The following is a 9,412-nucleotide window of genomic DNA, read 5'->3' as shown; positions in this document are numbered from 1 at the left end:
GAAAATTAGCTTTGCTTAAAATAAGTTTATAGCAGCGATATGAAGTTAGAAATAAATGAAAATGAGGTTTTTTCACAGCCTGACGTTTCGCGGCTTCAAGAAATGGCGATAAACCAAGACCAAGCCTTCACAAATATAAACAAAACTTTTAATTAATAACCTTTCCAGTTTATGATAAATCCCGTGCCTCGCCATTTCTTGAAGCCGCTGTTGGTGGAAGTCGTTATTTTTCGGTTAGTTTTCACTTAATCTAAATGCCAAAATTTTTTCAAAGTTTAGTTTTTATGCGCCAAACTTTTCAAGTTTCTGCTTTTCAAAGTTCAGTTTTATGCGTTAAACTTTTCAATTTTCTGCTTTTCAAAGTTTAGTTTTTATGCGCCAAATTTTCAAGTTTCTGCAATTCAAAGTTCTGTTTTATGCGTTAAACTTTTCAATTTTCTGCTTTTCAAAGTGTAGTTTTATGCGTCAAACTTTTCAGGTTTCTGCAATTCAAAGTTCAGTTTTATGCGTCAAACTTCTCGAGTTTCTGCTTTTCAAAGTTCAGTTTTTATGTGTCTAAATTTTCAAGTTTCTGCTTTTCAAAGTTCAGTTTTATGCGCCAAACTTTTCTGTTACAACTCCTTATTTTCGGTTTTAATTATCTGAAATTATTCAATTTGCGATATTTTCTCATACGATTTCCACCAACTTCCTAATATACGCAACTGCAATAACAAACAGTAACATATAACAAACCCAAATATAACAATTTTCTCACAAACCACCATAAAAAATTCTAATTTTACTTCGAACTTTATACTAATTATTTAGTTTGCTTTATATTTTCTAGTCTAAGTTATTTATATTACTCCAAAAAACTTTCGTCCTTAAACCCAATCAAATACAATCTATCTTTTGCTCTTGTAATTGCGGTGTACAACCAACGGATGTAATCTCTGTCGATGCCTTCTGGTAAATACGGTTGTTCTATGAAAACGGTATTCCATTGTCCGCCTTGGCTTTTGTGGCAGGTTATGGCGTAAGAGAATTTTACTTGCAATCCGTTGAAGTATTCGTTTTCTTTTACTTTTTGGAATTTGGCGTATTTGGTTGTAAGATGTTCGTAATCTTTCATCACTTCTTCATACAATTGGTTGGATTGCTCGTAAGTTAAGGATGGTGATTCGCTTTTTATGGTATCTAAAATCAAAACGGTTTCAAACGGAATTTGGTTGGGATAATCGACCATTCGTATTTTGACTTTGGCAAATTTGAATCCATATAACTCTTTGAAACTGTAAATTTCTAATACTTCGATGATGTCGCCATTGGCAATGAAACCAGCTTCGTCTTTTTCTTTCAACCAAAAATAATTATTCTTCACGACCATCAAGAAATCGCCTGTAGATAAATCGCTTTCTTTGTCAAGGATTTTGGTTCTAATTTGTTCGTTGTATTGGTTGGCTCTTTTGTTGGAACGCACAATAAACGCAGTATCTTCAATAGAATAATTGCTGTACGCTTGGTTGATGGCGTCTTGAATATCGTATCCATCAGTAAGGCGAACGATGTCTTTGAATCCACGTAATTTAAATTTGAATTCGGTGATGAAACTGTCTTTCAACAATTCGCGTAATTCGGTGGCGTTGTATAGAATTCCGGAGTTTAGTTCTTGGCGCATTACTTCGTCGAGTTCGATCCAATCTACTTTTTTATCGTAATTTAATTCTAAAGTATCCGTGTTTAATGCCGGTGAAATATCTAAATTCACTGGCGGAAGTTGCGCCGTGTCACCAAGTAAAATCATTTTGCAATTTTCACCACTATAGATGTAGGAGATTAAATCGTCTAGCAAACTACCGTTTTCGTACATTTTGCTTTCGGCGGCAACATCTGAAATCATTGATGCTTCATCGACTATGAAAATGGTATTTTTGTGTTTGTTTTGTTGCATGGTAAAAGCCACTCCGCCACCACTCGACTTCTTTGGAAAATAGATTTTCTTGTGGATTGTAAATGCTGGTTTGTTGGAATAACTGGCAATGACTTTGGCAGCACGACCTGTTGGCGCCAACAAAACATATTTTTTATTGACTTCGATTAAATTGTTTACTATGGTTGAAATTACGGAGGTTTTTCCTGTTCCGGCATATCCTTTTAGCACAAAAATGCTGTCGTTGTTAACATTGGTGATGAAAACTGCAATTTTTTGAAAGAAGGCGTCTTGTTTAATCGTGGGATTAAACGGAAAGTTTTGGGATAGAATGGAATAGAAGTTTTTGGTTGCCACTTGGAAATATTTAACCGCAAAGTACGCAAAGTTTTAGGCAAAGTTCGCAAGGATTTTGTTTTTTTTTGCCATAGATGAAAGAAGATGAAAACTGATTAGCGGAGTTTTTTAAACCAGATAGAAACATAGATTTTTTATGTGGTAAAGGCGCTTCGATTTGGTTAGATTATATAGAATAATGGAACGCGGATGAAACGGATGGAACGGATTGTCGCGGATTTTAAAAAAAACTGTTTTGGAAATCTGATTTTGTGCAAATGGATTGCTGATTAGCCCTGATTGGAGCAGTTACCGTGTAACGCGGAAAGCAGGAATAAGGTTTATAGAAATGCCCAAACCATTCGCTCCTTAAAAATAAAAATTGTAAGTTTGCGGTGTTAAAAATCTTTTCCTAAAAATGAATATCACGGACAAAACATATAAAAAACTAGCGATTCAAGTTTCTTTGAATGGTTTGTCGTTTTGTGTATTTGATACTTTGAGTGATACACCAATGGTGTTGCAAAATATTCATTTTGACAGTTTTCAGCGCAGTGCTAAGATTGAAGATTTGTTTGCTTCGGTGTTTAGAGAAAATCCAGAATTGAATCATGATTATGATGAAGTTGTGGTAGTTCACAGTAATAATTTATCGACTTTTGTTCCTTCGGCTTTGTTTGATGAAGAGTTTTTGGGTAGTTATTTGCAATACAATACCAAGGTTTTTGAAACGGATTTTTTTACTTTCGATGAATTGGATAAATATGAGATGAACAATGTTTATATTCCGTATGTGAACATGAATAATTTTTTTATTGACCAATATGGTTCGTTTGAATACAAGCATGCGAATAGTATTTTGGTTTCGAAATTGTTGGATTTATCTAAGAATAATGAGGAACGCAAAATGTTTGTTCATGTGAGTGAAAGTCATTTTGAGATAATTGTGGTTCAAAATCAGAAGTTGCATTTGAGTAATTCGTTTGAATACAAAACTCCGGAGGATTTTATTTACTACATTCTTTTTACTGCTGAACAATTGCAGTTGAATCCAGAAAATTTCAAATTGGAATTGCTTGGAGGAATTGTTGAAACCGATGCTTTTTATCAAATGGCATACAAATACATTAGAAATATTTCTTTGTTTGATGTTTCTGATTTTAAAAATAATTTCACGGAAAAAGAAAACCGCGAACACTTTATACTACTTCACTCGTGAGAATCATTTCTGGAAAATACAAAGGACGCCGAATTACTGCGCCAAAAAACTTACCTGTTCGCCCAACAACTGACATGAGTAAAGAGGCCTTGTTTAATGTGCTGAACAATCATTTCAATTTTTCGGGATTGAAGGTTTTGGATTTATTTTCTGGAACTGGAAACATTAGTTATGAGTTTGGTTCGCGTGGTTGTGACAATATTACGAGTATTGATGGCGATATGGGATGTGTAAATTTCATTAAGAAAACTGCCAAAGAATTTGACTTGAATATTACTGCCATTAAAAATGATGTTTTCAAGTTTTTAGAAAAACACAAAGGAAGTTACGATATTATTTTTGCTGATCCACCTTATGGAATTGCTCAAAAGGAATTTGAAAAACTAATTGAATTGGTTTTCGAAAATGAACTTTTAGACGAAGAAGGCATGATGATTATGGAACATTCCAAACATACCAAATTGAATCACATGATGCATTATTCGTTTCAGAAGAATTATGGTGGTTCGGTTTTTTCGTTTTTTGAATTTGAATCAGATGAATCAGATGATTAAGAACATGAAGATGAAGAAGACGAAATTTAAATTACTTTTCAAAAATTAATGTTTCGGGTTCGGCACCTAAGTTTGTTAAATTTCGTACTATATCTTTCACAAGATTATCTGGTCCGCACACATAGAAATTTTGACTAAAATCGATTATATTTTCAATAAGGAAATTACGGTCAATACGTTTTCCGACATAGCCAACAATTCCTTGTCGTGTCAATACATTTACAAAATCTTGTTTGAACATTCTTAGCAATTCTTCTCCAGCAATAATGTCTTCGGCTGTTTGATTGGTGTATATTAATCGGTTTCCTCGCAACTTATTGTTTTTATACAGTTCTCTAAAAATAGCTATGAAAGGCGTAATTCCAGTTCCGCCAGCAATAAAAACTCCTGGTTTATCATATTGAATTGCTCCAAAAATATCGTGCAAAATTAATTCGTCACTTGCGTTTGTTTTTCCCAACATATTAGTAACTCCATTATGATCATCATAGATTTTAATCATAAATTCGAGCGATTTAGCATCATTTAAACTGGTAAAAGTAAACGGTCTTAATTTGTCTTTCCATTCAGGTAAATTAATTGAAATGTTGATGGCTTGACCTGGAATAAAAACAAAATCTAATGGTTTTTCTACTACAAATTTTTTCACATTATGGGTAATAAATCGGGCTTCTAAAACTTTAACTATAACACTCATATATTTACTACACTTAAGATTTATTCAAATATAATAAATTATAATGAGTAAACAGAATTCTTTTCATTACCTAATTCTACTTGAATTTTCGTCAACGCTTTTTTCTTTATACTCTGATTTTTTAATTTTTCCGAATGTATGTTTTACAGAAAATGAAACCAAATTAGCATCGGTATAATAAATGCCTTTTGCCGAAACTCCGTTAATTGTGAAATTTTCTCGGTACTTAATTTGCCTGAAAATATCATTGTAACTTATAGTACAATCTAAATTTTTGAAAAAGGTTTTAGATATTGTAAAATCCATTGTAAAAAGAGCATTTCGTTCAAAAATTCCTTCTTGTTGATGGGTCAAACCCCAACCTGTTAGAACGATTTCTATTTCTTTTGGAAGTTTAAAAATATGATTGGAATAATAATACAAATAAGGTTTGGATGCATTTACAACGGATTGTTTGTCTTCAATTTTGTTTAAAATTCCGCTGATAGTATTAGTGGTTGACCAAAATTTATATTTGAAAGGCAACGTAAATTCTAAATTAAAACCAGATTCTTTATTGAAATTAGCCGTTTGAAATGTGAGTATATTTTGAGTTTCATTATACGAAGTAGCATAATAAACAGGATTACTCATTTTGGTATAGCTCAATCTAATTGACTTCTCTTTGTATTGATAATTCAATGAAATTTCGTCGGTACTAGTTGGATCTAAATTGATGTTATTCGACCAAACAAAATACGGATTTATATAAGCCGAAACTTGACTGGTTGTTGAAAAATTAGGGCGAGAAATACTTTTGGCATAATTGAATATAATAGTATTGGTGCTGTCAATTGGAATTTCGATTGAGGTTTTCGGAAATAAATTAATGTAATTTTTATCTACTACTACATTATTTTCTGACGCATATTTTCCTTTTACAATGGTATTTTCTACTCGCAAACCGAAAGAGTAATTCACTTTTTTTATGCTTCCAGAAAGTTGCGAATAAGCTGCACTATTTTCTTCTTTATACTTGTATTTTGAAAAAGTAGATTGATTTAAGTTTTCAATTAAGAAATCCGTATTGGAATTGGCTTGAAGATAAAGCGCTCCCAATTCTAATTTCATTTTGTTTTTAAATTCTTTTTCAAAATCTATTCTTCCTGAAAAAACAGAAATTCCTATCTTCTGATTTCTATTTTGCGTAAATTCAAATCCATTATTATTGTAATTATTAGAAATTGCACTTGTGATATTCTGATTAAAATTGGAATACTGAAAACCCGAAAAAAGCAACGCATCAATGCTTTTAATTTTGTGATTGTAGTTTACAAATCCGTTGGTTAACTTTCGATTTTCATCATTTGCGTTTAATGTATTTATGTAATTGATGGTACTTTGATTTTTATTATACGTGTCGGTTGTAATGTCAAAAATGTCTTTCTGGGTTCTTAGATTGAAATTTATTGACAAATAATCGTCTTCATTGATTTTATAAAAAACGCCTGTTCCAAAAATAAATTGAGGTCTTCTTGTAATGGCTTTTACTAAATAATTTGAAATAATGTCATTGGCTGGAATTGTAAAATCATTACCATTTTTTTCCCAAACTGTGATTTGGTTGTAATTGAAATTGGCTTTGAATTCGAACTTGTTCTTCTTCAAATTGGAGTTGATTCCGAAATAATTATTGAAGTATTTTTGACACGAAGCATTTTCTGAAACTATAGTTTTGAATCCTTCCTTTTTACTCAATTTTCTGGTGATAAGGATTACAACTCTTCCTTCGGCTTCGTATTTGGAAGATGGATTTTTAATGATTTCGATGGATTTTATATCGTCAACTGAGAGCGAATTCAAATCGTTTATGGTGACTTTTTGATTGTCGATGTACAAAATTGGAGTTCCTTTTCCGATAATTGTAATTTTCTCTTTATCAGGACTGATTTGGATATTGGGAAGTTTTGCCAATAAATCGACTGGATTTGAAATGGATTTATAGATAGAATTGGCAACATCAACTTTTAGATTTCCGTTTTTGATTGCAAATGTTTTGGTTTGACCTTTAATAGTAATTGTATCTAACACTTTTGGAGTTTCTTGAGAAAAAGTAATTTGAGTAAACAAAATTACCAGCAAAACATAAAACTTATTTTTCATATCCTTTTTATTTGATGCAAAAATGGTTCAACCTTTTAAATCCGAAAGTTAATTGGAAGTTAATGCAAGGTTAAAAGTTAATTTTAAAAATAAATGCCTTATTTTTGAGGTGTTGAAATTTATATATGAAACAAAAAATCAATCTTTTAATTGGATTTTCTGCTGTGGTTTTGATAGCACTTATGGCTATACAATACTATTTGGTAAAAACTACTTATGAGTATAAAGTGGAGCAATTTCATACCGAAGTAAAAGAAAAAATTGCCAAAATAACCAACGATTTTACCGATTTAGATTCGACTGTAATGAATAGTAAAGACATTTATTACAAACGATTATTGGATAATTATATTCAGAATAAAAACTACAAATCACAACTTAAAAGCAACTTATTAGCCAATCCATATCGTGATGTTTTAACCGAATTATTACGAAGAAAAATCAACCTTGAATTTCCGAAAAACAAAATCGATTTTGCAGTAGTTACTAATAAGTTTATTGTTTTTAATTCGGCACAAAAGTCGGATACCATCTTTTCGGAAAAACCTGTTATTGGTAATATTCTTTATGGAAATTTAGCTTCTTTGGACGATGCTTTTTCGGTTAGAAATTATGTCGGAACAACTGATGGAACTTCCAATTATAAATTACTAACAGAAGAAACCTTGTTTGTTTCGGTAAAAAATTGGGAGCAAATTATTTTGCAACGCATGGCAACCATTTTGATTTTGTCTATTTTGTCGATGGTTATTTTGATTTCGTTATTTGTTATTGCCATTAGAGCATTAATCAAACAGAAAAAAGTTAGCGATGTAAAAACTGATTTCATCAACAACATTACGCACGAATTGAAAACACCTTTAACTACGTTATCGGTTTCGACTAAAATATTGGAACGCAAAGAAGTTAAAGAAAATGAGGCTATTATGAATTCGGTTATTGAAACTATAAGCCGTCAGAACATTCGTTTGCAAAACATTGTCGATCAAGTGATGAACAATTCTTTAGGGTTTGAAGAAATCGAATTGCAAAAAGAAAAAGTAAAACCAAATTTGTTGGTAAAAACTATTCTCGATGATTTTCATTTGGCTTATCCAAATGTTGAAATTCAATCGGAACTTTCAACTTTAGAACTCAATTCGTTATTGGATAAATTTCATTTAACAACTGCTATTACTAATGTTTTAGAAAATGCAGTAAAATATGGTTGCCAAAATATCACCATTAAAACGGACATAAGAAAAGACCAATTTACGATTAGCATTCAAGACGACGGAATTGGAATTCCGAAAAACAAGCAACCTTTACTTTTTGAAAAATTCTATCGTGTCGAACAAGGAAATTTGCATACTGTAAAAGGTTTAGGTCTTGGATTGTATTATGTAGATCAAATTATAAAAGCGCATAAAGGTTCGATAAAAGTCGTTAGTGATTTAGGAAAAGGTGCTTTATTTACTATTAGTATTCCTTCGGTATAATTATGAGAAAGATACTTTTAGCAGAAGACGATATTGATTTTGGAGCGATTTTAAAACAATATTTAGAACTTCAAAACTTTAGTGTGATTTGGGCAAAAGATGGCGAAGAAGCCTTGGATTTATTCAAAAAAAACTCTTTTGATATTTGCGTTTTAGATGTAATGATGCCTAAAATTGATGGTTTTACTTTAGCAGAAAAAATAGTTGATTGCAATCCTGAAATTCCGTTTGTGTTTTTGACTGCACGAAATCAGAATGAAGATAAAATAAAAGGTTTGAAATTGGGTGCCGACGATTATATTGTAAAACCTTTTGAAGCCGATGAATTGGTTTTGCGATTGACCAATATTATCAAACGGACCGAAAAAAGAAGTCTTTCAAATGCACTTCCGAATCAGATTGAAATTGGAATTTTTACTTTTGACACTAATCGATTTGAATTAAAATCAAGTCAAAAAACACAACAACTTACTGAAAAAGAAGCGTCGTTATTGCTCTTTCTATTTCAACATAAAAATCATTTGGTAAAACGCGAACAAGTTTTGAAAGCCGTTTGGGAAAATGATGATTTTTTCTCTGGAAGAAGTATGGATGTTTTTATCAGTAAACTCAGGAAATACCTAATAGAAGATACTACAATTTCTATTGAAAGTATTCGAAATATTGGTTTGGAGTTTAAAATTTTATAAAAAAAGCAGACCTATAAGCCGGATTCTGTCATCAATAAAGATGCCTTATCATTTATCTAGACTTGCAATTGCTCACAAGTTCCATCTTTCTACCCTTCGACAACGGACGAGTAATCCTTGAATGTCGATATACTTGAAATTTCACCGCATAGAGTTTACCTGGTTTCACTACAGCATTACCTGTACATACTTTCTGTTGCACTTGTCCTAATTCAATTTCTTGAACCGACGGATGTTATCCGCTATACTACTCTTTGGTGTCCGGACTGTCCTCTTTATTCCGAACTTGATTCGGAATCTTGTGAATTTAATTTAAAAACTTAAGATACTGAAACGAGTTCAGCATAAAGCGATAAGGCGATCTGCAATGCAAAGGTAGATTTTT

7 protein-coding genes and 1 other RNA gene are annotated in these 9,412 nt (G+C 31.7%); 4 read left to right on the top strand and 4 right to left on the bottom strand.

The features are described from left to right. Window positions 1–844 precede the first annotated feature (844 nt). A complete protein-coding gene (locus tag ACH2CG_RS12620) occupies window positions 845–2,269 on the bottom strand; it encodes an ATP-dependent RecD-like DNA helicase (protein ID WP_395065731.1) in 1,425 nt (474 codons plus the stop codon). 397 nt (window positions 2,270–2,666) lie between these two features. On the opposite strand from ACH2CG_RS12620, the gene ACH2CG_RS12615 reads away from it, so the two are divergent. Continuing rightward, window positions 2,667–3,467, top strand: coding sequence for a DUF3822 family protein (locus ACH2CG_RS12615; protein ID WP_395065729.1), 801 nt, complete (start codon window positions 2,667–2,669; stop codon window positions 3,465–3,467). Then, window positions 3,464–4,021: a 16S rRNA (guanine(966)-N(2))-methyltransferase RsmD gene (gene rsmD / locus ACH2CG_RS12610; protein ID WP_395065727.1), complete on the top strand. Its 558-nt coding sequence runs from the start codon at window positions 3,464–3,466 to the stop codon at window positions 4,019–4,021. The genes ACH2CG_RS12615 and rsmD overlap by 4 nt, the downstream gene beginning before the upstream one ends. A gap of 31 nt (window positions 4,022–4,052) precedes the next feature. Here the strand turns inward: rsmD and ACH2CG_RS12605 are convergent, their stop codons facing one another. After that, window positions 4,053–4,718 (bottom strand): FAD-binding oxidoreductase, encoded by a 666-nt coding sequence (locus ACH2CG_RS12605; RefSeq protein WP_395065725.1) that lies wholly within the window; start codon window positions 4,716–4,718, stop codon window positions 4,053–4,055. Window positions 4,719–4,784: 66 nt separating this feature from the next. Then, window positions 4,785–6,860: an outer membrane beta-barrel protein gene (locus ACH2CG_RS12600; RefSeq protein WP_395065723.1), complete on the bottom strand. Its 2,076-nt coding sequence runs from the start codon at window positions 6,858–6,860 to the stop codon at window positions 4,785–4,787. Window positions 6,861–6,985: 125 nt separating this feature from the next. Between ACH2CG_RS12600 and ACH2CG_RS12595 the strand changes: the two genes are divergently transcribed. Further along, window positions 6,986–8,338 (top strand): sensor histidine kinase, encoded by a 1,353-nt coding sequence (locus ACH2CG_RS12595; protein ID WP_395065721.1) that lies wholly within the window; start codon window positions 6,986–6,988, stop codon window positions 8,336–8,338. A gap of 2 nt (window positions 8,339–8,340) precedes the next feature. Further along, a complete protein-coding gene (locus ACH2CG_RS12590) occupies window positions 8,341–9,027 on the top strand; it encodes a response regulator transcription factor (protein WP_395065719.1) in 687 nt (228 codons plus the stop codon). Here ACH2CG_RS12590 and rnpB read toward each other — a convergent pair. After that, an RNA gene (gene rnpB / locus ACH2CG_RS12585) (RNase P RNA component class A) lies at window positions 9,026–9,396 on the bottom strand. The genes ACH2CG_RS12590 and rnpB overlap by 2 nt on opposite strands. Window positions 9,397–9,412: the final 16 nt, after the last annotated feature.

The sequence above is a fragment of the Flavobacterium sp. genome (assembly GCF_043778725.1).
Lineage (GTDB): Bacteria > Bacteroidota > Bacteroidia > Flavobacteriales > Flavobacteriaceae > Flavobacterium.
Note: the sequence above shows the minus strand (reverse complement) of the source record. Positions and strands in the feature narration are given on the sequence as shown.

Bases quoted from the DNA above. Each gene is read 5' to 3' on its own strand.
- ACH2CG_RS12615 (WP_395065729.1), top strand. From the start codon at position 2,667: ATGAATATCACGGACAAAACATATAAAAAACTAGCGATTCAAGTTTCT.
- ACH2CG_RS12605 (WP_395065725.1), bottom strand. From the start codon at position 4,718: ATGAGTGTTATAGTTAAAGTTTTAGAAGCCCGATTTATTACCCATAAT.
- ACH2CG_RS12600 (WP_395065723.1), bottom strand. From the start codon at position 6,860: ATGAAAAATAAGTTTTATGTTTTGCTGGTAATTTTGTTTACTCAAATT.
- ACH2CG_RS12595 (WP_395065721.1), top strand. From the start codon at position 6,986: ATGAAACAAAAAATCAATCTTTTAATTGGATTTTCTGCTGTGGTTTTG.
- ACH2CG_RS12590 (WP_395065719.1), top strand. From the start codon at position 8,341: ATGAGAAAGATACTTTTAGCAGAAGACGATATTGATTTTGGAGCGATT.